The following is a 22,943-nucleotide window of genomic DNA, read 5'->3' as shown; positions in this document are numbered from 1 at the left end:
TTAGACCGCCATTTGCTTTTCCTTGATTTCCTGCGTGGTTTTGCAGTCGATGCAAAGCTCTGCCGTGGGGCGAACTTCCAGACGCTGCAAACCAATTTCGACCCCGCACGCATCGCAATAGCCGTAGTCATCGTCATCGACTCGCGCAATGGTTTTCTCGATTTTGCGGATCAGTTTGCGTTCACGGTCACGGGCGCGAAGTTCCAAGGCGAATTCTTCTTCCTGAGTGGCGCGGTCAGCCGGGTCAGAAAAGTTGGTGGCGTCTTCTTTCATGTGATCGACGGTGCGATCCACTTCTTCCATCAGGGATTTTTTCCAAGCAACCAGTATTTGACGAAAATGCGCCAGTTGCTTTTCGTTCATGTACTCTTCGCCGGGTTCGGGGATGTAGGGTTCGATACCTTCGACAGGTAAAGCAGATTTTCTTTTCAGGTAGGTTACATTATCAGTTGCCATTGTTATCTCCAACAGTGAGTGGCGATGGTCAGTTATTTTGTTGTGGAAACGTTTTTCGTTTTAACACTGACCAGCAATTTACGCGGGGCGGATTATAGCTGAATTGTTCAGAATAAACAGAGTTTTCGTGTTCTATCGAGATATTTATCAAATTTTTTATGTCAATTGTCATATTTCTTTATTCATATAAAATGAAACTGGAAACGCACGGCTATTTCACCGGGATCGGTAATGTTGAGCAATAACTCATCTGGCGTACCCGTTGGCATGAGTTGCCCGCTAAAATTAGGAAGGTATTCTTCAGGTGGAAAGCGCCGTAAAGCGATGACTTTATTGTTTTGATCCAAAAAGCTGACTTCAATCAGGGGGTAGGGCTGAGGGAACGCCGCATCATTCTGGATGGATGCGCTAATCGTCAGAACGTTAGGGGTATTAGGGTGTGAATAAATATTGCGGCTTAAGAGGTTGATTTTAGCTATATCGCGTGCTTGGGTGACGCTGCACCCAATGAGATCACATGTTTGCTGGGTAAACGTTGCGGTGAGAGGGTGTTGTGCTAACCAGTGACGGCTGCTGTAAAGCACTTGCAATAGCAACAATAAAGCCAGTATGCCGAGGATTACCCATAACCAAACTGTTGAGATTTTTTGTGGCCACGACCACTGGCGTCGCGGGCGTGGAACCGCTTGGGTGGATTTGAGTGGGGGAGGAAGAATGTCGGCAACATCCGCCGCAGCCACTGCCCCTAATTTGGCAAAGCGGCGCTCTTCGGGCAGTGTTTGGCTTAAGCTTTTCATCGCGTCGAAAATGTTGTCACATTCACCACAGCGCAACAACCCTTGGGCTGCTGTTAATTCTTTCATGGTAACGCGAAAAATCGCGTTGCAGTGGTTACACTGTGTATACATGACTCCGCGCCATTTGAGTAATCGCTTTATTCTAGTTGTTGTTTGGCAAAAATGCTTAGTTTAGGCGAGAGAAAATATCACCAGTAGCGCAGTTGCACAAACAATACAGATTAGCGGCGTACACCAGTGACCCGCAGCCAATCTTCTTTTTGTACCAGCGAAAACTCATCTAATGATGCTTGGTAAGCAGCGGTAATGGCGGCAGCTTGTTCTGCCAAAATACCCGACAATACCAATTTTCCACCGGGGCGTAATGCCGCTAATAATGCGGGGGCGAGTTCCACTAATGGCCCTGCCAAGATGTTTGCCATGACCACATCCCACGTTTGCTTGGGCAATTGTTCGGGGTAACAGGTATGCAACAGCGCAGGGTCAATGCTGTTGCGTTCGGCGTTGTCTTGGGTTGCCAGCAATGCTTGCGGGTCAATGTCCGTGCCTACTGCGTGTTTCGCGCCCAGCTTCAGCGCAGCAATGGCAAGCACACCGGAGCCGCAACCGTAATCCAGCACTTCTTGACCCGTCATATCCTGCCCATCCAACCACTCAAGGCACAGCGCGGTGGTTGGATGCGTGCCTGTGCCAAACGCCAGACCGGGGTCAAGCAGCAGTTTTACGCTGTCATCGTCAGGGGTTTCAAACCAACTGGGGTAAATCCACAAGCGTTTACCGAAGCACATGGGTTGGAAACTATCCATCCAAGCGCGTTCCCACGGCTGGTCTTCGACGATTTCATAAAGCACGGATTCGATTTGCCAGTCGGCTTTGCGCGTTTCCAGCAGTAACTGCAAGGCATTGAGGTCGGTATCTTCCTCGTACAATGCCGTGACTACCAGATTATTCCACAAGCGCATTTCACCGGGACGGGGTTCGAGGATGGGGTCATCTTCCGCATCCTGCCAAGTAATGGAAACCGCTCCCACGGCTTCCATTGTGTCGACGACCATTTCCTGATGTTTGGAGGTGGTATGACAAACCAATTGCTGCCAGCTCATTATTTATGCATTCCCAACATTTTTTCGAGGTAGTGAATATCAGCACCACCGGCACGGAAGGCGGGGTCTTCCATAATGCGAGTTTGCAGCGGGATATTGGTTTTAATGCCTTCGATGACCATTTCGCTGAGTGCGCCGTGCATCCGGTTGATCGCGGTTTCGCGGTCTTGCCCGTGGACAATCAGCTTGCCGATCATGGAGTCGTAGTACGGTGGTACGCTGTAATCGGTGTAAATGTGCGAATCCACCCGCACCCCTAAACCGCCCGGTACGTGGTAACGGGTAATCTTGCCCGGGGAAGGCGCAAAGGTTTGCGGGTCTTCGGCATTGATGCGGCATTCAATCGCATGACCGTTGACCTTGATGTCTTCCTGACGCAAGCTCAACACTTCGCCGGAGGCAATCAGCAATTGTTGTTTCACCAAATCCACGCCGGTAATCATTTCCGTGACCGGGTGTTCGACCTGCAAACGGGTATTCATTTCGATGAAATAGAATTCGCCGTCTTCGTAGAGGAATTCAAACGTGCCTGCGCCCCGGTAGCCGATTTTACGGCAAGCTTCGGCAACACGGTTGCCAATGCGGGCGCGTTGCTCTGCGGTAATGAAGGGGGCAGGGGCTTCTTCCACCACTTTTTGATTGCGGCGTTGCATCGAGCAATCGCGTTCGCATAAGTGAATTGCGTTACCGTGGGAATCCGCCAATACTTGCAGTTCGATATGGCGCGGGCGTTGTAGGAATTTTTCCATGAACACCACGTCGTTGCCGAAAGCGGCTTTTGCTTCAGCACGGGTGAGGGTAACGGCTGCTACCAGCTCATCGGGGGAATGCACCACGCGCATCCCGCGACCGCCGCCACCGCCAGTGGCTTTGACAATCAAGGGGTAGCCAATGCGCGTACCCATTTTAAGGATTTCTTCGGGGTCTTCCGGTGTGCCGCCTTCTGAACCGGGGACGCACGGGACACCTGCGGCAAGCATGGCATCTTTTGCCGAAATTTTGTCACCCATCAGGCGAATGGTTTCGGCACGCGGACCAATGAAGACGAAACCACTGGACTCGACGCGCTCCGCAAAGTCAGCATTTTCCGACAAAAAGCCGTAGCCGGGGTGAATCGCATCCGCACCGGTGACTTCCGCCGCGCTGATCAGGGCGGGAACATTCAGGTAACTATCCGTGGAACGTGGCGGGCCGATGCACACGGATTCGTCGGCAAGACGCACGTGCTTGAGGTCACGGTCAGCGGTGGAGTGTACCGCCACGGTTTTAATGCCGAGTTCGCGGCAGCCACGCAAGATACGCAAGGCAATTTCGCCCCGGTTTGCGATCAGTACTTTTTTCAACATGTTGTCACCCCTGCGGTGTTTACCGAATCACAAACATCATTCAACGATGAACAGCGGTTGCCCGAATTCCACAGGCTGCTCATTTTCAACCAAAATGGCTTTGACAATACCGGTAGCATCAGACTGAATTTGGTTGAGCATTTTCATCGCTTCGATAATGCACAGGGTATCGCCAACTTTAACGCTTTGCCCCACTTCCACAAATGCTTTAGCAGTCGGGGAGGATGCGCGGTAGAACGTGCCGACCATCGGGGATTCGACAATATGGCCTGAAGGGGTAGCAGCAGCGACAGGCTCAGCAGCAACGGGAGCGGACATCATCGCTTGTGGCTGTTGCGGGGCATAGTATGGCTGTGGTACTGCGGCTAACGTCATGCCAGAGTTGATGCGGCTGATGCGCACCGAATCTTCGCCTTCTTTGATTTCGATTTCGGCGACATCACTGCCTTCGAGCAATTGAATTAATTTTTGTATTTTACGAACGTCCATCATAAGTTAATGCTCTGTCGTGTTTGTTGAGTTTCTGTATAGCGGCATACAGTGCGAGTTCATAGCCCATTGTACCAAGCCCCAAAATCACGCCTTCAGCTATATCAGACAGATACGAGTGATGACGGAAAGGTTCGCGCCGGTGCACATTGGACAGATGAATTTCGATAAACGGTATCGCGACACCCAGCAGGGCATCCCGCAGCGCAATGCTGGTATGCGTGTAAGCACCGGGATTGATGAGGATGAAATCGACTTGTTCCGTTAGCGCTTGATGAATGCGATCGACCAAAGCACCTTCGGAATTGTGCTGATAGCAATGTAGCGTTTGTTGTTGCTGATCTGCTAACGCTGTCAGACGCGCTTCAATATCAGCCAGTGTCATATTGCCGTAATGCCCCGGTTCGCGCTTGCCGAGCAAGTTCAGGTTAGGGCCGTTGAGCAGAAGAATGCTTGCCATTGAAATGTGCCTTCGCTCTCGAATAACCGTAAAAACGTGAGATTCTACACCGAACGGCGGCGATATGCAGCAATTGGACGCGAAAATGCGAGATTTATCACGCCCAATTGCTAAGGGTAGTGCCTAGCGCCCTTTGAACAGGGAACCGAGTAAACCGCGCACGATTTGCGTGCCGATGCGTCGCCCTGCACTCGACGTTGCGGCTTTCACGGCGTTTTTCACGAAGGTTTCGCCGATACTGCCCAGCAGACTATCGGGTTCACGATCAGCAACGCGGCGGGTGCTGCCGTTAGTGCGCCGTTCGGCTTTTTGTGCTGCTGCTTCCGCTTCCTGTTCAGCCGCTTCGATCTCGGCGGTTTCGGCGCGTTTTTGCAAGAGTTCGTAAGCAGACTCACGATCTACCATCGTGTCGTAGCGCCCTGCAAACGGGCTGGTACGCAAAATATCGTTACGTTCTGTGTCTGTTAGTGGGCCAATCCGGGATTGCGGCGGGCGGATAATGGTGTGCTGCACAATAGTGGGCGTGCCTTTGTCATCGAGTACGGAGACTAAGGCTTCACCAACCCCCATTTGCATAATGGTTTCGGCAGTGTCGATATTTGGGTTTTGGCGGAAGGTTTCGGCAGCAGTCCGCACCGCTTTTTGGTCACGCGGCGTGAATGCCCGCAGTGCGTGTTGCACGCGATTACCGAGTTGCCCCAGCACCGATTCGGGCACGTCCAACGGCGTTTGCGTAATGAAGTAAATCCCCACACCTTTGGAACGGATCAGCTTGACAACTTGCTCGACTTTTTGCACCAGTGATTTGGATGCGCCGTTAAACAGTAAGTGTGCTTCGTCAAAGAAGAACACGAGGCGTGGCTTTTCCATATCGCCGACTTCGGGTAGATTTTCAAACAGTTCAGACAGCAACCACAGCAGGAAGGTGGCGTACAAGCGCGGGGTATTGATCAGGCGATCAGCGGCGAGGATATTGATATTGCCGTAACCGTTTGCCCCAGTGCGCATGAAATCCCACAAATCCAAGGCAGGTTCGCCGAAGAATTGGTCAGCACCTTGCTGTTCCAGCACCAGCAATTGGCGTTGAATCGCACCGATGGAAGCAGAGCTGACATTGCCGTAAGTATTGCTCAGGGTTTTGCTGTTTTCGCCGAGGTATTGCAACATGGCGCGTAAATCTTTCAGATCCAGCAGCAACAAGCCTTGCTCGTCAGCGACCTTGAAAGCAATGTTCAGCACACCTTCTTGGGTGTCGTTTAATTCGAGGAGCTGTGACAGTAACAATGGTCCCATGTCGGAAATGGTGGCGCGTACCGGATGCCCGCGTTCACCGGATAAATCCCAAATGACGGTGGGGCAGCCTTCAAAGCGGAAGTCATCAATGCCGATTTTTGCAACGCGCTCATCCACTTTGGGATGCGGGTTGCCGGGTTTGCTAATGCCGGTGAGGTCGCCTTTGATGTCCGCCATGAACACGGGCACGCCAATGCGGGATAACCCTTCCGCCAAGACTTGCAGGGAAATGGTTTTTCCCGTACCGGTTGCGCCTGCAATCAGGCCGTGGCGGTTGGCAAAGCGTGGGTTCAAATACACTTTTTCTTCGCCCTTGCCGATTAGGATTCCGCTCGGTTGTGACATGATGACTCCTTGGTTCTGCTATTTTTAGATTGCGTTGAGTTTAACAGGAAACGCTCGCAAGTCTCTATTGAAGCTGCAATTTACGTAAGCTTTCAAGGGTAATGGCACCACTGGCAAGACCCTGTGCTTCTTGGTACTGCGTCAGTGCGCTGCGGGTTTTTTGACCTAGTGCGCCATCCGGTGTGCCTTGGTAATAGCCTTGTTGTTGCAAGCGGTGTTGCAATTGTTGGATGGTTTCAGCGCTGACAGAGGCTTCACAGAGGGCTGGCATGGATACTATTTGCTCCGGGCGCACGGTTTGTTGCACGGGGATGTTCTGGGTTTTGGCAGCTTGTTGCGTGGTGGTGACGGTTGCGGGCTGTTCTACCTTGGCTAATTTGACGTTGGTGTAAACAGCGGGGATTTCTTTGCGCACTACTTTGGCTGGTTCGAGCAGCACTTTACGGGTGATGGTTTCCGTGCGGGCGGGGATCACGCGCTTGACAGTGCGGGCAGGGCTGTCAATCACTTCGCGAGTGACCGTGGTGTATTCTGCCGGTACGGTCAGTAAGCAATTTTCCGCTGGCTTATTGTCTGTTGCCAATACCGCCGCGCAATTGGGATTCCAGCGCTGGGTGGCAGCTTTGACTTTGATGCGTTTGGTTTCGGTGCGGTAAGTGGCTGGTAATGTTTCGATTTCCACCCGTTCGCGTTCGACTTCGACGGTTTCGTTTCGGTCACTTCGCCGAATTTGGCGGGAATGATCTCGTACTCAACGTAAGCATCGGCTATTTTTACTTTACGCTCGCCGTAGCCCATCTGAGCAGGCGTAGTGTTGTAGCGGGTGCTGGATTCGTAAACGGTAACGGCTTCTGTACCAGGGCGAAACAACGCAGGTGCTAACACTTGTGACTGGCAAACCGCGTCTTGAGGAACGGGTTCTGCCGTGACTGGCGCACTGATGAATACGATACTGCTTAATAACGGGATGGAAAAGTAGATGATTTTCATGGTTTATTTCGGGGTAATCAGCAACTGGGATTAATTCAGGCGTGGATTCTAAACAAAAACCGCGTAAAAAGCCTGATATGCTAGTATTTTCTTTTTTGTACTACTTAAATAACGCCTATGCAAGTCCGTGCTGAACAGATTGAAGAGCATCTCCGCCATACCCTGTCCCCGGTTTACCTGATTAGTGGGGATGAGCCATTGCAAGTCATGGAAACTGCTGATGCGATTCGCAAAGCGGCGGCGCTAAAGGGGTTCAGTGAGCGTGACGTGATGACCGTGGATGCACAGTTTGACTGGGGAGCGTTGTATGACGCAGCCGGAGCATTGTCGTTGTTTGCAGATAAAAAATTACTCGATGTGCGCTTGTCGACCTGTAAAGCTGGGCAATCAGGGACGAAAGCCTTACAGCATTACCTTGAGCATTTACCGACGGATAAAATTTTACTGCTTCAGACCGGGCGTTTGGATAAAGCTTGTAAAAGTGCAGCTTGGGTGAAGAAGGTCGAACAACTGGGCGTTTCGGTACAAGTATGGGATTTGTCCCCCGCGCAAACCTTGGCGTGGATTGCACGGCGTATGAAACAAGCGGGTTTGCAGCCGGATAATGAAGCCGTGCGCTATTTAACCGAACGGGTAGAGGGAAATTTGCTGGCGGCGGTACAGGAAATCGGCAAGTTAGTGTTGCTGTACGGTAGCCGCCCGATGACTGCCGCGAATATTATGGCAGTGGTGGAAGACAATTCGCGTTTTACGGTGTTTGACCTTGCTGACGCGATACTGGCGCAGGATGCCCGCCGGATTCGCCACATTATGCGGATATTGCAAGAGGAGGAGACCGCAACACCTTTAGTGGTGTGGGCGCTGGCGGATTTACTGCGCCAGCTTTACACGGGGTGTGAAAATATACGCAATAACTTGTCTAACCAAGCCTTGTTGATGCGGATGCCTAAAGCGCGTCAAGGCTCGTTTCAAACGGCATTACGGCGGCTATTGAATGCCGATTGGCGGCGCTTGTTTGCGATGGCAGCACTGTTGGATCAGCACAGCAAAGGCGTGGGTCAAGACGTTTCACGCTACCCGCAGCGGCTTTGGGACGAAATGTTGGATTTGGCGCTGTTATTGAGTGGGCGTGAACAATAAAGCTCTTGACAAGAAACTTGCTTTGTTGTTTTAGATGTATTAGTATTTTGTTATATTCTAATTATTATTATATATGAATATTATTGTGAACCAATGTCTATTCAATGGTGACTAACAGCTCATCTTGCCAGAATGATATAAGCAACACTTCATTTCCATCAGGTGGTGGTTGTATCCTCCTAGCGGTTGGGCATCCTTCGGGATGCCCTTTTTTATGCGCGGTTCATGCTCAACTGTACTGCAAGCGCAATGGCTTCACGCAAACTGCCGGTTTCAGCTTTGCCTGTTCCGGCTAAATCCAAGGCCGTGCCATGATCAACGGAAGTACGAATAATCGGTAAACCCAGCGTAATGTTGATGGCTTTACCGAAACCGGCGTACTTGAGCACCGGTAAACCCTGATCGTGATACATTGCCAGCACCGCATCCGCACCGTGTAAATGGCGAGGGGTGAACAAGGTATCTGCCGGTAATGGCCCAGTCAGTCGCATTCCCTGTTGGCATAAGCGTTGGATAACCGGCGTGATCACGTCAATTTCTTCCATCCCTAAATGCCCGCCTTCGCCCGCATGAGGGTTTAAGCCGCACACCAGAATATGTGGTTCAGCAATGCCAAACTGGGTTTGCAAGTCGTGATGCAAGATGGTCAGCACCTCTTCCAACAATGGCTGCGTAATCAAACCACTGACCCGGTGTAAGGGGACATGGGTGGTGGCGAGCGCTACCCGCAGCGTACCCGCTGTGAGCATCATCACCGGCAAGGATGCGCCAGTCAGTTCTGCCAGAAATTCGGTATGCCCGGTAAACGGAATGCCTGCATCATTAATCACCCCCTTGTGTAACGGCGCTGTCACCATCGCCGCAAACTCACCACTCAGGCAGCCTGTCACAGCACGCCGCAAGGTTTGCAACACGTAGTCAGCATTCGCAGGGTTGAGAACCCCCGTTGTAACCGGCGCAGCACATGCAATCGGTAAAATGAAACATTCTCCAGCCACGCACGGGCGCTGTTCTGCATCAGCGGTGTAGGGGCGTAAGCGCAGGTTAATTCCCAATTGTTGGGCACGTGCGTGCAATACGGCAGGGTCTGCAATTACCACCAAGTCTGCTGCCCATTGCTGTTGCTGCAATAGTGTCAGGATAATGTCAGGGCCAATACCGGCAGGTTCGCCTGCCGTAATCGCGATACGTAGCTTGTTTGTTGTCATTGTGTTGAGTCGCTTATTGCAGTGTCAGACCGCTACGTTCTACCGGAATACGGTATTCCACGTAAGCGTCATTGCGTAATTCTTGTAACCATGCCTGAAACTGCTCCTCTGCTTGTGCTTCAGTTGCTTCAGCGGTGCTGGCTTGTACCCGCCGTTGGACTTCACGCTTGCGTAAGGCATCCGCCATGAGTTTGCGCCGGGTTTGTTCGCGGAAGTCAGCGTAATCAATACCTTCCTGCTGCAAGGCTTGCTGGAACGCGGGCAGGCTCAGTTTATTGCGCTGAGCAATCATCGCAATCGTTTTGTTCAGGGTGACATCATCAATCTGGATACCGAGTTCTTCTGCCTGTTGGAGTTGCAGTTTTTCCAGAATCAAGTTGTCCACGGCTTGTTTTAGCAGGGCGGGGGCTGCAAGTTGTGCTGCCGCAGGGCTGGCAGAACGCAACAGTTGGGCGCGTTGCTGTGCTTCGCTCATCATCACCACATCACTGTTGACCACGGCAGCAATTTGATCCAATGGCGTGGCATTGGTGTCAGCCTGTACGGGCTGCACAGTCAGTAGCACCGCTAAGACCGCAGCGCTGAGTAAGGGGGGGAGTGTTACTTTATTCATATCCATACACACGGTTTTGCAGCAGGTCACGAGTGCCACTGCCAAAGTTGCCCAGTCCTTTTAGCTCAAACTCAACAAACACCGCGTTTTCGCGCGTGTTATTGTCGGGAAGTAAGTAATTGCGGCTGGCGACGCGGGTTTTCCAGCAGCAACTTTCGTACTCGGCACCGATAACGGTTTCGAGGTTACGGTCATTTTGTAAATCACGTTCCCATGCGCCGACGGCTTTCCAATGCTCGTTAACCGGTACGTAAAGCGACAGGTTCGCCGACTCAAAGTTGTCTTTGCGTTGTGCATAACCGACGTTGAGAATCCGTTTTTTATCGTCTTTGTAGTTTACCCGCACTTCCCCTGCGTTAACCGAATTTTCTTTGCTATCCCAGTAAGCGGTGGTGCTTAGGCGGGTTCGGGGGTTGATTTCCCCGGCTGCTTCCAGAATGAGTTCGGAACGGTCGCCTTGCAAGGGAGCTTCATCGGGGAGGGTCACTTTGCGTTCATCAAAGTGATATACCTGCCCAATGCTGGCACGGAATAATTCACGCCCGTCTTCGGGTGATTGAACGCGGGTCGATACCGAAGCGGTGAGATGATTGGCATCCTCGATCCGGTCTTTGCCGGTGAAGCGGTTTTCAGCAAATAATTGGTTGTAATTCAAACTACGCGCTGAAGAGTCAAATACCGGGATGTTGCTTTGGTCACGATAAGGCGTGTAGGTGTAGAACAAACGCGGCTCTAAGGTTTGGATATAACGCCCTTGCTTGATGTTGCGCTCAAAAAACAAGCCTGCATCGACGCTGGCACTGGGAACCGTGCGGTCAATTTGCGTATTGTCAGCGTCATCAAGCTGGTATTGCGTGTGACGCAGTGTCAGTGAGGGTTTGACATAAGCCGCTTCGTTGCTAAAGCGCTTGCTGGCACGGGTGGTGAAATCCAAGCGCGTGCCGTTGGTTTCCGTGGTGCTGCCGGTAAAGTTGGTGTATTCGGTTTCCGCATCAAGATTCAAGCCATTGTAGGTTTGTGGCGGATCGTAGCGCACCAGTAATTGCGGTGAGCGGGCGTGGGGGGCGATACCGCCATCCAGTACTTGATAGTCCTGTAACAGGGTTGAAAATGACCAATATTGACCACTTGTCCGGTATTCCAAACGCCGTTCCAAGTTCACCACGCTGGTTGCTTCGAGGGAGTTGCCCAGATCCACGAAATATTGATCATCTGATACCCCCTCGGCTTTTAATTGCAGGCTGGATTTTGAGCCGAAGTGGGTGTCATTTTTTACATTGAAGTAATAGCGATTATCCCTGTCACTCTCACTATCATTGGGAAGCAACACATAAGAGGCTTCTCCCCGGTGTTTTTCTGTCAGGTAACGGAATTCCGTGCCTAGTTGCAAGCCGCGATTGGTCAGTAAGGACGGGGTTAAAGTCAGGTCGTAGTTAGGCGCAAGGTTCCAATAGTAGGGCACACTAAGCTGTAAGCCAAAGCGTTCACTCGTGCTCATGGTCGGCCACAGCAAGCCAGATTTACGCGCATCGGTGAGTGGAAACGAAAAATACGGCAAATACCCGATGGGGACATTGCGTATTTTCAGGGTGGCATTGCGGGCGCTGCCGCGTTGGTTGTGATGATCCAGATAGATGGTGCTGGCATTCAAGCTCCAGTCTGGTTTATCCACAGGACAGGTCGTGTAGGTGGAATCTTCCAGACGGGTTAAATCCGGGGATTCTTGGATGACACGCTTGCTGAAACCTTGGCCATTGGCTTGTGACAGATCGTATTCCGCTTCCAGCATTTCGCCGGTATTTTGCGGAAGGTTATAGCGAAGTTCACGGCTGCGCACTTGCATGTCATTACTGCTAAAACTGACGCCACCGGAGGCAGTAACAATACCTGCCGGTTGTTCATAGCTGGCTCGGTCTGCTGCCAATTTATTGTTTTCTTGGGAAATATACACGTTGCCGCTCATGGTTGAAATGCCTTGGCTACGAAATAAGGCAGTATCAGCTTCAATGTAAACGGCTTGTGGGGAGAGGTTGCCGGGGCGCTGAACCCCGCTTGTCTTGTCGGTAGCGGGCACAGGACACGCCATCCACCCAGTTTGCGCTAGTGCCACGGCGGGGCTGCACGCCACTGTTAACAGGGTGCTCAACAAGAAATGCTGTTGTAATCTGGTTCTCATGCTTTCCATGCAGCATTTAAAGCGCCCTAACATCGCACACTCTGGGCAGAGACTCAATGAGAAATATCTTGCACATTGCTGCTTTTTAATTGAAACCGTAACAAAAAAAAGTGTAACCTAGCCAAACTTGCGACAAGTCAATTTATGAAAGCAACAGCAACTTGTGTTGCACATGGTGTCACAATTTTGTTTTGAACCATAAAATTATTTATTTTTGAATAAATTTCAAATATCATCTTGAAATGTAGAATATTTATTCAGATAATGGTGACTCTAAAGGTCAGAATCAAAAAACCCTTTTAATGCGTTCTTGTGAGGGAAAAAAGTGAGAACTGCGGATTATATGAGCGGAATGCCCGGCATGACGACTTTACAAAGCAACAGCCAAGACAATGAAACAGGTCATACATCCATGCAGACAGACGATGCGATGAATAAACGTGGCAGAGGACGCCCCAAAGGTGCAACTTCCAGTACGCTTGCTGATGTGAGAACACAGGCAGCGGATGAGAAGCGCAAAATTCGGGAAGAATTGACACACAAGATCAATCAGTTGCGTAATCAGCTTGAAGAGCTTGACGCTAACTACAAAGAAGAAGTTCGGGAGCTACGTGAAGCTCTCCGTGCTAGTGAGCAACGGGAAGCCTTTTTCAGGGCAGCGTTGGAAGATCGCTTACAGGTGGTGGCTGAGCATATCCATAAGAGCTTAACCGATTGGGCAAATGCTGAACTGGAAGAAGGGCAGATCACCCAACGGAAACGTGGGCGACCGCGCAAAACCTTCAAATAAGTTCAGTGTAAAACACGCTGGATAAGATGATGTCGGGTGTTAGCCCGGCACATCTTTAGGTTAGCAATCGCTCCAATATTTTTTGGTAAATGATTGTGAGCGCGTTTAAATCATCCACGGCAACACATTCGTTGACCTTGTGGATGGTTTTGTTGACTGGTCCCAATTCCATCACCTGCGCACCCGTGGGTGCAATAAAGCGTCCGTCTGATGTACCGCCTGCGGTAGACAATTCGGTGGTTTGTCCGCTGACCGCTTGAATCGCGGCGACACTTGCATCGACCAAATCCCCGCGTGGTGTCAAAAACGGATTTCCCGAAAGCGTCCATTTCAGCTCATACTTCAGCCCGTGGCGGTTGAAGATCGCTTCCACCTGTTCGCGCAAACTCATTTCAGTCTGTTGCGTCGAAAAGCGGAAGTTGAATTCCACGTGCAGCGTTCCCGGAATAACATTGTTCGCACCCGTCCCGCCCTTGATATTGGAAATTTGGAAGCTGGTCGGCGGGAAAAACTCGTTACCCTTATCCCATTCGATGCTCACCAGTTCCGCCAACGCAGGCGCGGCGCGGTGGATGGGGTTGTCCGCCAAATGCGGATAAGCCACATGCCCTTGCTGCCCAATTACGGTGAGTACGCCATTGAGTGAACCGCGCCGCCCGTTTTTCACCACATCGCCCACGCAGCAAGTACTCGATGGTTCGCCGACCAAACACCAGTCAATCTTCTCGTTACGCTGTTCTAGCACTTCCACGACCTTGACCGTGCCATTGATGGATGGGCCTTCTTCGTCGCTGGTGATCAAAAATGCAATCGACCCTTGATGATCAGGATTTTCGCGCACGAAGGTTTCGCAAGCAATCGTGAACGCGGCAATGCTGCCTTTCATATCCGCCGCGCCACGCCCGTAGAGCATTCCATCACGGATTTCTGGCTGAAACGGGTGGCTATCCCACGCATCCAGCGGGCCGGTGGGGACAACATCGGTGTGCCCCGCAAAGCAAAATACGGGTGAAGTCGTGCCACGGCGTAGCCAGATATTATCCACATCGCCAAAACGCAGGTGTTCAGCAACAAAGCCCAGCGGCGCAAGGCGATCAGCCAGCAATTGCTGACAACCTTCGTCTAACGGGGTGACGGAGGGGCGTGAAATTAGGTCGATAGCAAGATCGAGAGTAGCGGACATCAAAAAATCTCGTGTTTTAGTTTTGAAAAAGCTCGCGGTAAGAATCCGGTGAAAAGCCCACCACATGCCGCGTTCCCATATCGAGCAGCGGACGTTTGATAATGGAAGGCTGCTCTTCCATCACCACTAACGCAATCGCTTCATCCATGTTTTCGCGGGTTTCTTCCGGCAATTTGCGCCAAGTCGTGCCTTTGCGGTTAACCAGCGTTTCCCAGCCGAATTCATCCACCCAAGCACGTAACCATACTGGATTTACGCCATCCTTACGAAAATCGTGGAAGGTGTATTCGATACCGCGTTCACCCAGCCAAGCACGGGCTTTTTTCACGGTGTCGCAGTTGGGGATGCCGTACATAATCGTCATTTGTCGTACCACTTGTGGTAAGTGCGGCGTTTGCCATTGGGTGGTCGGTAACTGCCCGCCGAACGTTGGGTAATCACGCCTTCGATGCGCTTCATGCCGCTGATTTCGATGGCTTCGTAGTCGTCATTGAGGGCAACAAGGATGTATTTGCCTTCGACAATGCGCAATTGGCGGAAAATGTATTCGTCTTTGTCGTCGATGGCGAATACATACGCGCCATCGCGCACAATGCCGGTCGGGTCGATCACAATCACGCAACCTTTGGCGAATTCCGGCTCCATGCTGTCGTCGATGACTTGCATGGCGTAGGGTTCGTTTTCGGAGCAACTGCCTTCGGAACTCATATTGTGTTTGAAATCTTGCCCAGTGGCATTGAGATTTTGCTTGAAGGTTTCAACGTTGATACGGGTTTCGGACATGGCTTATACCTCCACGGGAGCAACAGGGTGGTCGAGGCTGAATTCGCTGGCAATAACGTGGCGTTGCGGTTCGTACCAGTGCAATTTGCTATGCAAATTAACCACTTCGCCGACAATAGTGAGGGTGGGGGCGCGAACCCCGCTGTCTTTCACCAATTGCGGTAAGGTGGCAATCGTGCCGATGTGGACGCGCTGGTTGCGGGTTGTGCCTTGCTCGACCAGTGCCGCCGGGGTGTCGCCGGAACGCCCGAAGGCTTGCAATTGCTGGCTGATCACTTCGATGCCGGTCAAGCCCATGTAGAACACCACGGTTTGATTGGGTTGTGACAATTGCGCCCAGTTCAGGTCGATGCTGCCGTCTTTCAGATGCCCGGTAGCAAAGGTGCAGGATTGCGCATAATCGCGGTGGGTCAGCGGAATCCCCGCGTAAGACGAACAGCCGGAGGCGGCGGTAATGCCGGGAACGACTTGGAACGGTACACCGTTTTCCGCCAACGTTTCGATTTCTTCGCCACCGCGCCCGAAGATGAACGGGTCGCCGCCTTTCAGACGCAACACGCGCTTGCCTTGCTTGGCGAGTTTCACCAGCAAGTCGTTGATTTGGTCTTGCGGCACGGCGTGGCTGGCTTTTTCTTTGCCAACGTAAATGCGTTCGGCGCGTTGGTTTGCCATGTCCAGAATCGACTTGGAGACGAGGCGGTCGTACACCATCACGTCGGCTTGCTGCATTAGGCGTAAGGCTTTGAAGGTCAGCAAATCCGGGTCGCCGGGGCCTGCACCGACCAAATACACTTCGCCCATCGTTTGACCGTTGGGGTAGCTTGCCAGCATTTCATCCAGCAAACGGCGGGCATCCTCGACGTGACCTGCGTACACCAGTTCGGCAAAGGGGCCTTTCAGGGCTTGTTCCCAGAAGGTTTTACGCTGTGCTTCGGGTAGGTGTTTTTTTACAATGTCGCGGTATTCTTCGGTGATACCCGCCAGTTCGCCGCATTGCGGGGGAATCATGGTTTCCAGCTTCATGCGCAATTGCCGCGCTAATACGGGGGACGCGCCGCCTGTTGATACGGCAATCATGACGGGGGAACGATCCACGACGGAGGGAATAATGAAATTGCCAACCGAAGCATCATCGACCACATTCACCGGAATATTCCGCGCATCGGCAAGGCTCGCAATGTGCGCATTGACGCTGGGGTTATTGGTCGCGGCGATCACGAGGAATTGCCTGTCAATGTCGCTATCCGCAAACGGACGTGCATGGTGTTGGACACGTTGCCCGCTAATGATAATGCCCATTTCCGTGGTGATGTCGGGGGCAATCAACGTGACGACAGCTCCCGCTTTGAGCAGGCTATCGACTTTACGTTCGGCTACTTTGCCACCGCCAACCACGAGGCACTGACGGTTATGCAGGTCGAGAAAAACGGGAAAACGATCCATTTGTCACCTAAAAACTGGGTTATTTGCCGCGTTTGGGGCGGCTTTCGTAGTGGACGACACCTCTAACGAGTTCGCCATACGGGAAATCGGCAATGTTAGCGTATTTTGACAGCGCAATGTTGACCAATGCGTAGATGTCTTGCGTGGTTTTTGCCGCTATTTGCTCAGGAAAAAGGTGCTGTTGCAGGGCTAATGTGCCGCCTGCTTGCACTTTGAGTTCCTTATTGTGTGGCAATGGGCCATCAATCAGGGTTTCACGCAGCGCAAAGCGGGATTTTTCACGCAAGGTGTCTAAAAAAACCGTGCAATTGGCGAGGCTGGCTTCTGATTTACAGCCGACGGCTTCGCGAGTTGCCAGCAGGAAACGCTCATGGCGGCTGCAATCGCAACGGCGATTATTTAATGCCTTCTCGAATACGCAGCGGTTGGCGTTAACTTCGCGGTAAACCGTGCGGTATTGGTCTTCATCCATGCGCGGTTTACTTTTCCCATTCCATCAGGATGGGTTTTTCGCGTGTTTCGTGCAGGTTTTCTTCGGCTTCCAATTGGCTGGCGGCGAAGACGATTTTGACGATGGCTTTGTCGCCGGGTTCTTGCTTGGCTCGTAAGTCACGCGCCAGTTCTCGCGCGTCTTTGTAAACTTCACAGGCTTGCTGCATGTCCAGATTTTTGATCATCGGGTTGGGTTGGGTGATTTTGAACACGTAGTAGGGCATGGGTGTACCTATTTGAGTAAAAGGGTGGTTTGCGCCAGCAAGGGTTTGATCAAGGGTTCGAGGCGTTTGCGCATCACTGAACCGACCGAATCGTTGCCGCCAAAATACGGAATGAGGGAATCTTCCCCCATTTGCGCGAGTATTAACATAGCCTTAAATAGGGGCAATGTGTCGGGATTCAAGGTGTCACGCACGGTTTTTACGTCGGCTGGGCAATCATCATCCGTGTGGCAAAATTGTTCGGCGCGTTGCAGGGCGGTATTCAGGTCGCGTACTCCACGCGATTCCGGCAAGGGTAGCGGGAAACGTTTGTCGATGGCGATGAATAAGGAGATGACGACTTCTTGATCGACGGGCTTTTCGAGTGCGAGTTGCAGGGCGCGTAACCAATTTTGCCCTGCGCTATCAAGCGTTTGGCTGAAGGCTTGGGCGTAGGGGTTGTTTGCGTCGAGTTGCGTTGCCAGTTGTGCGATGAGGTCAGCGTGGTGACGATGCGGCTTGGCGGGCAAGGGAATGTAGGTGGGGTCAGCGTGCAGGAAGCCGATGTAGAATGGGTTTTTGCGTTTGGCGCGCTCCCACAGTTTGCTGCGCTCACTGGGGGTAATGAGTTCACCTTGCAGGCAGAGGCGCACGGTGTCTACTACGTCGAGTTGGATTTCCTCGAAGGGCAGGAATTCGAGCAGGTAGGCGGTGAGTTCTTTGCCGAGTTCGCCCGCGACAACTTCGGGGTTTTCTAGGAGGCAACGGGCATTGGTGGCGCTGGGGCTTGCCCACCATGCGCGTTTGGCGATGTCGTGGGTTAGACCGGGGGTGTAGACCACGGCGGCGACGGCTTCGGGTTCGCCAAGGAGCAGCATTTGGTCGAGGTTGTTGCGGGCGTGACTCATGCGCGTCCAGCGTTTCAGGAAAATCGGGTAGCCGCCGGGTGAGCCGGTCACTTTCATGGAGAGCAATTCGCGTACCCAGCGCAGGTATTGCTCATCCCGCGCGGTGGGGTTGAGGCGCACTTTCGCTTCGCCGCGCTCGGTGAGGGCGTGGACGGTCATGGTGGACTCGTTAATACGCACGGCTTGCAGCGGTTGGGCAAGCAGGACATTGAGCCGCAGGTTGTCTTCGTTGGAAAGCTGCAAGGGTTGTACCGATTATCCTAGGGAATATGTCAAGATTATCGGGGTAGGCGGTCGGGATGCCAATAACCCTGTTGTGGTAGTCAGCTATCCTCAGCCTTGGTGCGTAAGGCGTAAAAATCGCGCACGAAGGTTTCAAACGTTCCCGCTGCAATCGCGTCACGGATACCGCGCATCAATTCTTGGTAGTAATACAGGTTGTGGATGGTGTTCAGCCGCGCACCTAAAATTTCGGTGCATTTGTCCAAATGGCGCAGGTAGGCACGGGAATAATGCTGGCAGGTGTAACAGCCACACTGCTCGTCAATCGGGCGGGTATCGTGCTGGTATTGGCTGTTGCGGATTTTCAACGTGCCGTAGCGGGTAAACAGAAAGCCGTTACGCGCATTGCGGGTGGGGATGACGCAATCGAACATATCCACCCCGCGCCGAACACCTTCCACAATGTCTTCGGGTTTGCCGACACCCATGAGGTAACGCGGGCGGTCAGTGGGGAGTTCGGGCAGGGTGCATTCCAGCACTTTGTCGCGTTCGTCTTTGGGTTCACCGACCGACAAACCACCGATTGCATAGCCGTCGAAACCGATGTCGAGCAAGCCATGGGCGGAAATTTTGCGCAAATCTTCGTACATGCCGCCTTGCACAATGCCAAACAGGGCGGAGGGATTGCCCTCGTGTGCGTCTTTGCTGCGTTTTGCCCAGCGCAAGGAAAGCTCCATCGAATGGCGGGCTTCGTCGGGTGTGGCGGGGAAGGGGGTGCATTCGTCGAAAATCATTACGATGTCCGAGCCGAGTTCACGCTGCACTTGCATCGACGATTCCGGGGTCATCAGCACTTTTGCGCCATTCACGGGGGATTGGAAGCGCACACCCTCTTCGGAAATCTTGCGCATTTCTGCCAGTGAGAATACTTGGAAACCGCCGGAATCGGTGAGAATCGGTTTTTCCCAGTGCATAAAACCGTGCAAATCGCCGTGCAATTGCACAATTTCTGTGCCAGGGCGCAGCATTAGGTGGAAGGTGTTGCCGAGGATAATTTCAGCACCAATGCCTTGCAGTTCTTCGGGGGTCATGGCTTTGACCGTGCCATACGTGCCGACGGGCATAAAGGCGGGGGTTTCTACCGTGCCACGCGGAAAGGTAAGGCGACCGCGCCGCGCATTGCCATCGGTGGTGAGCAGATCGAACTGCATGTGGGACATGGGGGTTCCTTGCACAGAGGAGAAAAGGGCAGAGTGTACCCATGATCTCCCTGTTTTTCTATGCTGTTACCGCACTTGGCAGCACCCTGACACGACTCGCTGGTTATTCAACACCGCTGTAACGCTGTACGGATAATTGGTATCCGACATGCCGTCGCTGCAACTGCTGACTTTTTGCATGAACGCTTGAGTATTATTTGTACCAGCGACTCCGGCAATGACCGCGATGGTGGCGTTATTTGCCGATGTTTGGCGGAACGTGACGGGTACGCTGTAGCGAGGGCCATCCATCATATTCACGTTTAAATTGGCATCGGTAATTTCAATGCTCCAAAAAGGTTCAGTGCCGCTGCACACCAAGCTATTGCTGGCGGCCTTGGCTGGCGGTGGCGTGACATTAGACGGAACTTTGATCGGTGGTACAACAACCGCAGGTGGTGCAGCAGGTGCTGGCGTTGGCGTGGGTGGTGCGTTTGCTGCTTGGTCTTCCGGCAATAAGTAACGTTTGCTGACCCAGCCGCCGACACCGTTCCAGTAAATTTTTGCCCAGACGGTGCTACCGACTTTTTTCTCTTCACCCGTGGTCACAATGCCCTGACCATTGTGTGGGATTCTACCGACAACGCTGCTACCCGTGCCTGCATTGGCTCGCATGTTTAAGAATTCGCCTGTTGTCACGCCAGTGATCACATATACATCGCTGGCAGCCTGCACGCTGGAAACGCTTAGTGCCAACGCTAAAGCGAGTGCTGAAAAAAATGAAGCTGTTTTCATGGTGTATTCCTACGATTTCTATTCATTAAAGCGCCCCTCGCGGGCATTACACCCACAATTTTAGCGCGTTTTTTGTGAAAAGTTGTCTGTATTCAGTAGAGCGCGGATAATAGCGCGTTTCCCCACGCTTTCACGACGGATAGAACGGACACAATGGCAGGCAAAATTTTTATCGAAACCCACGGATGTCAAATGAACGAATACGATTCAGCCAAGATGCTGGACGTGCTGCATCACGCGCAGGGCATGGAACTCACCGACAATCCGGCGGAAGCGGATGTGTTACTGATGAATACCTGTTCGATCCGCGAAAAAGCGCAGGAAAAAGTATTCTCGCAGTTGGGGCGTTGGAAAAAACTTAAAGATAAAAATCCTAATATTGTGATCGGCGTGGGTGGTTGTGTTGCCAGCCAAGAAGGCGAAGCCTTGCGGCAACGCGCACCGGTGGTGGATGTGGTGTTTGGCCCGCAAACCTTGCACCGTTTGCCGGATATGATTCGCCAAGTGCGCACCGAACACCACGCGGTGGTGGATATTTCCTTCCCCGAAATCGAAAAGTTCGACAATTTGCCCGAACCGCGTGCCGAAGGCCCCACGGCGTTTGTATCGGTGATGGAAGGTTGTAGCAAATATTGCACCTTCTGCGTGGTGCCTTACACCCGTGGCGAAGAAATTTCGCGCCCCTTTGATGACGTGATTACCGAAGTGGCGCAACTCGCGGCGCAAGGCGTGCGCGAAGTCAATTTGCTGGGGCAAAATGTGAATGCGTATCGCGGCAAAATGCACGATGGTTCGATTGCCGACCTTGCCATGCTGATCACCTTGGTGGCAGCGGTGGATGGGATTGATCGTATCCGTTACACAACCTCGCACCCTAACGAGTTCAACGACAGCTTGATTGAGGTGTACGCGGATGTGCCGGAATTGGTCAGCCATTTGCATTTGCCCGTGCAAAGCGGTTCTGACCGGATTTTGATGGCGATGAAGCGCAATCACATGGCGATTGAGTACAAAGCTAAAATCCGCAAATTGCGCAAGATTCGCCCCGATTTGAGCTTGTCATCCGACTTCATTATCGGCTTTCCCGGTGAAACCGAGCAGGATTTTGCCGATACCATGAAGCTGATTGAAGAGATGAATTTCGACCTGAGTTTCAGCTTTATCTACAGCCAACGCCCCGGCACACCTGCTGCAAGCTTGCCGGATGATGTGCCGCAATCGGTGAAAAAAGACCGCTTGCAACACTTGCAGACCCGCATTCTGGCGCAAGCCAACGCGATTAGCGCGGCAATGGTGGGGACGGTGCAACGGGTTTTGGTGGAACGTCCGTCCCGCAAGCATGAGCAAATGGCTGGACGTACTGAGAATAATCGCGTGGTGAATTTCGACGGGCATCCACGTTTGATTGGTCGGTTCGTCGATGTCCGTATTACCGAAGCCCAACCCAATTCCCTGCGCGGTGAAATCGTCGCGGTGGAAAGCGAGGTTGGGCGGATGGTGATGGAAGCGCTTGCTTAAGTCGATAAGCCGCCCGCGAATTCCGCATAACCCTGCATAAACGCCAGTTTTTCCTGTGGAATACTGACATTCACGCCTTCGCCCTGTAACTGTTCCAGCAGTGCCGCACCTTGGCTTAAAATTGCCAGCAGTTGTACTTCGTCGAACATTTGCAGGGCTAATTGCAGCTCATCCTTGTCGGCGGACAGCAGGGTGGGAACGAGTTCATCGGGGTGAATCGGGGATTCGGGGTGCAATAAATCCGCCACCAATGGCGCATCCAGCAGGGTAAAGTGTGCATTGCGGGCGGCTTCTTCCTGATCGAGTTCCATGTGGGCGTGTTCATCTGCGCCTGCACCACGGCGCACGCTTGCCATCATAAAGCCCAGCAATTTGCGAATCGCATCTTTGGTTTTGCTGAGATCACCACCAACGCTGGAGGCACTTTCATACGCCCGATCCAGCCGGTCTTTGAGCTGCAAAATCACCTCGCTCTCAACATTGCCAGTGAGCGAAGTCGTTTCTTCCAGCAAAGCGCGGAATTCGGTGTTGAAGGTTTGCAGGGCTTCGTGGTCAAGGCGTTGCGCGTCGATGAGATTGTCATCGTCTAATGTGGGAGCATTGGGGAACAGCGGGTTGCTGGCTTTGCGGAGTAAATGACGCTCGTGTGAACCGGGCTGTTCACTGGGTTTGATGATCATGGTGCAAACTATCCATTCTAAAAATGGTAGTGAATATCGCACACTGACTGGCTACCGGCAAATGACGGTAGCCAGCGCAGTAGAAATCCGCTTAGCTTTTGTTAGTATTCTTGCCAATCAGTTTGTAGGCTGGGCAAAAGTTCAGGTAGCCAGTGGCGAGTAGCGCGATCCCAAGCAGAATCAACAGGAAGCCGCCCTTGAACACCAAGCCCCAAATCAGCAGGACAGCGCCTGCACCGAAGCGGATATTTCTATCCATGCTGCCAACGTTCTTTTCCATAAGACACCTCTTTCAGTAGTGAACACAAAAG

At 52.4% G+C, this 22,943-nt stretch carries 26 protein-coding genes; 3 read left to right on the top strand and 23 right to left on the bottom strand.

From position 1 onward, the window contains the following. From dksA to L2Y54_RS15015, 9 genes are all read right to left on the bottom strand, one after another. Window positions 1-456, bottom strand: a complete 456-nt coding sequence (gene dksA / locus L2Y54_RS15055; protein WP_236497217.1) for an RNA polymerase-binding protein DksA — start codon at window positions 454-456, stop codon at window positions 1-3. A 182-nt stretch (window positions 457-638) separates the two neighbouring features. Next, window positions 639-1,319 carry a DUF3426 domain-containing protein gene (locus L2Y54_RS15050; protein ID WP_236497216.1) on the bottom strand — a complete coding sequence of 227 codons (681 nt, stop codon included), beginning with the start codon at window positions 1,317-1,319 and terminating at the stop codon, window positions 639-641. Window positions 1,320-1,474: 155 nt separating this feature from the next. Then, window positions 1,475-2,356: a 50S ribosomal protein L11 methyltransferase gene (gene prmA / locus L2Y54_RS15045; RefSeq protein ID WP_236497214.1), complete on the bottom strand. Its 882-nt coding sequence runs from the start codon at window positions 2,354-2,356 to the stop codon at window positions 1,475-1,477. Then, entirely contained in the window at window positions 2,356-3,702 is a 1,347-nt protein-coding gene (accC, locus tag L2Y54_RS15040) for an acetyl-CoA carboxylase biotin carboxylase subunit (RefSeq protein ID WP_236497212.1), read from the bottom strand. Before accC ends, prmA begins: the two co-directional genes overlap by 1 nt. 36 nt (window positions 3,703-3,738) lie before the next feature. Further along, window positions 3,739-4,194 (bottom strand): acetyl-CoA carboxylase biotin carboxyl carrier protein, encoded by a 456-nt coding sequence (gene accB, locus L2Y54_RS15035; RefSeq protein ID WP_479688081.1) that lies wholly within the window; start codon window positions 4,192-4,194, stop codon window positions 3,739-3,741. After that, on the bottom strand, window positions 4,178-4,651 hold the full coding sequence (gene aroQ, locus L2Y54_RS15030; protein WP_236497211.1) for a type II 3-dehydroquinate dehydratase: 474 nt from the start codon (window positions 4,649-4,651) through the stop codon (window positions 4,178-4,180). Before aroQ ends, accB begins: the two co-directional genes overlap by 17 nt. A 123-nt stretch (window positions 4,652-4,774) precedes the next feature. Further along, window positions 4,775-6,289, bottom strand: a complete 1,515-nt coding sequence (locus L2Y54_RS15025; RefSeq protein WP_236497210.1) for a helicase HerA-like domain-containing protein — start codon at window positions 6,287-6,289, stop codon at window positions 4,775-4,777. 64 nt (window positions 6,290-6,353) lie between these two features. Then, window positions 6,354-6,560: a peptidoglycan-binding domain-containing protein gene (locus tag L2Y54_RS15020; RefSeq protein ID WP_236502042.1), complete on the bottom strand. Its 207-nt coding sequence runs from the start codon at window positions 6,558-6,560 to the stop codon at window positions 6,354-6,356. 272 nt (window positions 6,561-6,832) lie between these two features. After that, window positions 6,833-7,279, bottom strand: coding sequence for a hypothetical protein (locus L2Y54_RS15015; RefSeq protein WP_236497208.1), 447 nt, complete (start codon window positions 7,277-7,279; stop codon window positions 6,833-6,835). Between the two features lie 117 nt (window positions 7,280-7,396). On the opposite strand from L2Y54_RS15015, the gene holA reads away from it, so the two are divergent. After that, on the top strand, window positions 7,397-8,419 hold the full coding sequence (holA, locus tag L2Y54_RS15010) for a DNA polymerase III subunit delta (protein WP_236497207.1): 1,023 nt from the start codon (window positions 7,397-7,399) through the stop codon (window positions 8,417-8,419). 212 nt (window positions 8,420-8,631) lie between these two features. On the opposite strand, the gene pdxA is transcribed toward holA, so the two are convergent. Genes pdxA through L2Y54_RS14995 form a run of 3 tightly spaced genes read right to left on the bottom strand, consistent with a single transcriptional unit; the run spans window position 8,632 to window position 12,416 of the window. After that, a complete protein-coding gene (gene pdxA / locus L2Y54_RS15005) occupies window positions 8,632-9,627 on the bottom strand; it encodes a 4-hydroxythreonine-4-phosphate dehydrogenase PdxA (protein WP_236497205.1) in 996 nt (331 codons plus the stop codon). Between the two features lie 13 nt (window positions 9,628-9,640). Beyond that, window positions 9,641-10,240 carry a SurA N-terminal domain-containing protein gene (locus L2Y54_RS15000; RefSeq protein ID WP_236497203.1) on the bottom strand — a complete coding sequence of 200 codons (600 nt, stop codon included), beginning with the start codon at window positions 10,238-10,240 and terminating at the stop codon, window positions 9,641-9,643. Beyond that, entirely contained in the window at window positions 10,233-12,416 is a 2,184-nt protein-coding gene (locus L2Y54_RS14995; RefSeq protein WP_236497201.1) for an LPS-assembly protein LptD, read from the bottom strand. Before L2Y54_RS14995 ends, L2Y54_RS15000 begins: the two co-directional genes overlap by 8 nt. A gap of 361 nt (window positions 12,417-12,777) precedes the next feature. On the opposite strand from L2Y54_RS14995, the gene L2Y54_RS14990 reads away from it, so the two are divergent. Continuing rightward, window positions 12,778-13,206, top strand: a complete 429-nt coding sequence (locus tag L2Y54_RS14990) for a DNA-binding protein (protein WP_236497200.1) — start codon at window positions 12,778-12,780, stop codon at window positions 13,204-13,206. Window positions 13,207-13,261: 55 nt separating this feature from the next. On the opposite strand, the gene dapE is transcribed toward L2Y54_RS14990, so the two are convergent. The 9 genes from dapE to L2Y54_RS14945 form a co-directional block, all read right to left on the bottom strand. After that, entirely contained in the window at window positions 13,262-14,389 is a 1,128-nt protein-coding gene (dapE, locus tag L2Y54_RS14985; RefSeq protein ID WP_236497198.1) for a succinyl-diaminopimelate desuccinylase, read from the bottom strand. A gap of 16 nt (window positions 14,390-14,405) precedes the next feature. Further along, a complete protein-coding gene (locus tag L2Y54_RS14980) occupies window positions 14,406-14,753 on the bottom strand; it encodes an ArsC family reductase (protein ID WP_236497197.1) in 348 nt (115 codons plus the stop codon). After that, window positions 14,750-15,172 (bottom strand): S24 family peptidase, encoded by a 423-nt coding sequence (locus L2Y54_RS14975; RefSeq protein ID WP_236497195.1) that lies wholly within the window; start codon window positions 15,170-15,172, stop codon window positions 14,750-14,752. The genes L2Y54_RS14980 and L2Y54_RS14975 overlap by 4 nt, the downstream gene beginning before the upstream one ends. A 3-nt stretch (window positions 15,173-15,175) precedes the next feature. Then, window positions 15,176-16,615, bottom strand: coding sequence for a siroheme synthase CysG (cysG, locus tag L2Y54_RS14970; RefSeq protein WP_236497194.1), 1,440 nt, complete (start codon window positions 16,613-16,615; stop codon window positions 15,176-15,178). A 19-nt stretch (window positions 16,616-16,634) separates the two neighbouring features. Then, the gene (locus L2Y54_RS14965; RefSeq protein WP_236497192.1) at window positions 16,635-17,087 is read right to left on the bottom strand and encodes a hypothetical protein; all 453 of its coding nucleotides are present in this window, start codon (window positions 17,085-17,087) and stop codon (window positions 16,635-16,637) included. A 7-nt stretch (window positions 17,088-17,094) separates the two neighbouring features. Beyond that, on the bottom strand, window positions 17,095-17,331 hold the full coding sequence (locus L2Y54_RS14960) for a hypothetical protein (RefSeq protein WP_202717030.1): 237 nt from the start codon (window positions 17,329-17,331) through the stop codon (window positions 17,095-17,097). An 8-nt stretch (window positions 17,332-17,339) separates the two neighbouring features. Then, the gene (locus L2Y54_RS14955; RefSeq protein ID WP_236497190.1) at window positions 17,340-18,461 is read right to left on the bottom strand and encodes a hypothetical protein; all 1,122 of its coding nucleotides are present in this window, start codon (window positions 18,459-18,461) and stop codon (window positions 17,340-17,342) included. Window positions 18,462-18,541: 80 nt separating this feature from the next. Next, window positions 18,542-19,651 (bottom strand): tRNA guanosine(34) transglycosylase Tgt, encoded by a 1,110-nt coding sequence (gene tgt / locus L2Y54_RS14950; RefSeq protein ID WP_236502041.1) that lies wholly within the window; start codon window positions 19,649-19,651, stop codon window positions 18,542-18,544. Between the two features lie 75 nt (window positions 19,652-19,726). Continuing rightward, a complete protein-coding gene (locus L2Y54_RS14945; protein WP_236497189.1) occupies window positions 19,727-20,434 on the bottom strand; it encodes an SH3 domain-containing protein in 708 nt (235 codons plus the stop codon). 153 nt (window positions 20,435-20,587) lie between these two features. Here L2Y54_RS14945 and miaB point away from each other — a divergent pair, with 153 nt between their 5' ends. Beyond that, window positions 20,588-21,952, top strand: coding sequence for a tRNA (N6-isopentenyl adenosine(37)-C2)-methylthiotransferase MiaB (gene miaB, locus L2Y54_RS14940; protein ID WP_236497187.1), 1,365 nt, complete (start codon window positions 20,588-20,590; stop codon window positions 21,950-21,952). On the opposite strand, the gene L2Y54_RS14935 is transcribed toward miaB, so the two are convergent. Both L2Y54_RS14935 and L2Y54_RS14930 read right to left on the bottom strand, forming a co-directional pair. Continuing rightward, complete coding sequence (locus tag L2Y54_RS14935) at window positions 21,949-22,632, bottom strand: hypothetical protein (RefSeq protein ID WP_236497186.1); 684 nt, start codon at window positions 22,630-22,632, stop codon at window positions 21,949-21,951. The genes miaB and L2Y54_RS14935 overlap by 4 nt on opposite strands. 91 nt (window positions 22,633-22,723) lie before the next feature. Continuing rightward, window positions 22,724-22,912: a YgaP family membrane protein gene (locus L2Y54_RS14930; protein WP_236497184.1), complete on the bottom strand. Its 189-nt coding sequence runs from the start codon at window positions 22,910-22,912 to the stop codon at window positions 22,724-22,726. Window positions 22,913-22,943 lie beyond the last annotated feature (31 nt).

This window comes from Thiothrix winogradskyi (assembly GCF_021650935.1).
Taxonomy (GTDB): Bacteria; Pseudomonadota; Gammaproteobacteria; order Thiotrichales; family Thiotrichaceae; genus Thiothrix; species Thiothrix winogradskyi.
The sequence above is the reverse complement of the archived record's forward strand: the minus strand, read 5'-3'. Positions and strand labels throughout refer to the sequence as shown.

Excerpts from the sequence above, each read along its gene's own strand:
- L2Y54_RS14945 (WP_236497189.1), bottom strand. The coding sequence starts at position 20,434 with ATGAAAACAGCTTCATTTTTTTCAGCACTCGCTTTAGCGTTGGCACTA.
- L2Y54_RS15020 (WP_236502042.1), bottom strand. The coding sequence starts at position 6,560 with ATGCCAGCCCTCTGTGAAGCCTCTGTCAGCGCTGAAACCATCCAACAA.
- aroQ (WP_236497211.1), bottom strand. The coding sequence starts at position 4,651 with ATGGCAAGCATTCTTCTGCTCAACGGCCCTAACCTGAACTTGCTCGGC.
- L2Y54_RS15025 (WP_236497210.1), bottom strand. The coding sequence starts at position 6,289 with ATGTCACAACCGAGCGGAATCCTAATCGGCAAGGGCGAAGAAAAAGTG.
- accC (WP_236497212.1), bottom strand. The coding sequence starts at position 3,702 with ATGTTGAAAAAAGTACTGATCGCAAACCGGGGCGAAATTGCCTTGCGT.
- L2Y54_RS14975 (WP_236497195.1), bottom strand. The coding sequence starts at position 15,172 with ATGTCCGAAACCCGTATCAACGTTGAAACCTTCAAGCAAAATCTCAAT.
- L2Y54_RS14995 (WP_236497201.1), bottom strand. The coding sequence starts at position 12,416 with ATGAGAACCAGATTACAACAGCATTTCTTGTTGAGCACCCTGTTAACA.
- L2Y54_RS15015 (WP_236497208.1), bottom strand. The coding sequence starts at position 7,279 with ATGAAAATCATCTACTTTTCCATCCCGTTATTAAGCAGTATCGTATTC.
- miaB (WP_236497187.1), top strand. The coding sequence starts at position 20,588 with ATGGCAGGCAAAATTTTTATCGAAACCCACGGATGTCAAATGAACGAA.
- tgt (WP_236502041.1), bottom strand. The coding sequence starts at position 19,651 with ATGCAGTTCGATCTGCTCACCACCGATGGCAATGCGCGGCGCGGTCGC.
- pdxA (WP_236497205.1), bottom strand. The coding sequence starts at position 9,627 with ATGACAACAAACAAGCTACGTATCGCGATTACGGCAGGCGAACCTGCC.
- accB (WP_479688081.1), bottom strand. The coding sequence starts at position 4,194 with ATGATGGACGTTCGTAAAATACAAAAATTAATTCAATTGCTCGAAGGC.
- prmA (WP_236497214.1), bottom strand. The coding sequence starts at position 2,356 with ATGAGCTGGCAGCAATTGGTTTGTCATACCACCTCCAAACATCAGGAA.
- L2Y54_RS14935 (WP_236497186.1), bottom strand. The coding sequence starts at position 22,632 with ATGATCATCAAACCCAGTGAACAGCCCGGTTCACACGAGCGTCATTTA.
- dapE (WP_236497198.1), bottom strand. The coding sequence starts at position 14,389 with ATGTCCGCTACTCTCGATCTTGCTATCGACCTAATTTCACGCCCCTCC.
- L2Y54_RS14930 (WP_236497184.1), bottom strand. The coding sequence starts at position 22,912 with ATGGAAAAGAACGTTGGCAGCATGGATAGAAATATCCGCTTCGGTGCA.
- cysG (WP_236497194.1), bottom strand. The coding sequence starts at position 16,615 with ATGGATCGTTTTCCCGTTTTTCTCGACCTGCATAACCGTCAGTGCCTC.
- L2Y54_RS14990 (WP_236497200.1), top strand. The coding sequence starts at position 12,778 with ATGACGACTTTACAAAGCAACAGCCAAGACAATGAAACAGGTCATACA.
- dksA (WP_236497217.1), bottom strand. The coding sequence starts at position 456 with ATGGCAACTGATAATGTAACCTACCTGAAAAGAAAATCTGCTTTACCT.
- L2Y54_RS14980 (WP_236497197.1), bottom strand. The coding sequence starts at position 14,753 with ATGACGATTATGTACGGCATCCCCAACTGCGACACCGTGAAAAAAGCC.
- holA (WP_236497207.1), top strand. The coding sequence starts at position 7,397 with ATGCAAGTCCGTGCTGAACAGATTGAAGAGCATCTCCGCCATACCCTG.
- L2Y54_RS15000 (WP_236497203.1), bottom strand. The coding sequence starts at position 10,240 with ATGAATAAAGTAACACTCCCCCCCTTACTCAGCGCTGCGGTCTTAGCG.
- L2Y54_RS14965 (WP_236497192.1), bottom strand. The coding sequence starts at position 17,087 with ATGGATGAAGACCAATACCGCACGGTTTACCGCGAAGTTAACGCCAAC.
- L2Y54_RS15050 (WP_236497216.1), bottom strand. The coding sequence starts at position 1,319 with ATGAAAGAATTAACAGCAGCCCAAGGGTTGTTGCGCTGTGGTGAATGT.
- L2Y54_RS14960 (WP_202717030.1), bottom strand. The coding sequence starts at position 17,331 with ATGCCCTACTACGTGTTCAAAATCACCCAACCCAACCCGATGATCAAA.